The sequence below is a fragment of the Vibrio sp. 704 genome, from assembly GCF_033339295.1.
In genome coordinates, this window is the sequence record NZ_JAWOUH010000793.1 from 1 (window position 1) to 570 (window position 570).

Below are 570 nucleotides of genomic sequence, written 5' to 3' on the forward strand. Positions count from 1 at the left end.
GGCTTCGATTTCGACCGTTCTGAAAAGCAATAAGATGAGCTCGGAGTTTTATCAATTGCTCGAATCGGAAGCTGGCCTTGCCTCGCTACTGGAAAAGTACGTGGATATGATTTCAACTCGCATCGATCAAACTCGCCGCGTCGACCAACTGATGGAGCAGATTAACTGGCTTCACCAAGATATTCGCTCTGAGCTCAAACCGGTTCGACAAGAAGTGCACTGGCAGATTGAGCGGGTAAACGACTCGAAAGAAATTCAAAACTTGCTGGTGCAATTGAGTACTTTGCAACGGGTCATCGATATTGAATCGGCGGTGTACGACATGGCGATTGATGTTGCTGGCGCATCAATGCCGGAGCAGGTCGACAATGGGATGAAGGTGATTCACTTTCGCTTAATGGATCTGCAAGAAAGCAGCACAACCTTAATGAATCAGCCAACCTCAATCGCTTACAAACAGTTATTGCAAGAACTTGTGGTTGTGTTGAGTCCAGAAGGCGCGTTCGATAAACAATTGATGTCATTAGTGACGTTGAACGGCGATATTCAGAAAATACAAGAGCAAATCGC

The 570-nt window shown here is 46.1% G+C and carries 1 pseudogene; it reads left to right on the top strand.

The window, feature by feature from the left end:
- Window positions 1–34: 34 nt before the first annotated feature.
- A pseudogene (locus tag R7R24_RS29145) lies at window positions 35–570 on the top strand (two-component sensor histidine kinase); the annotation flags it as partial.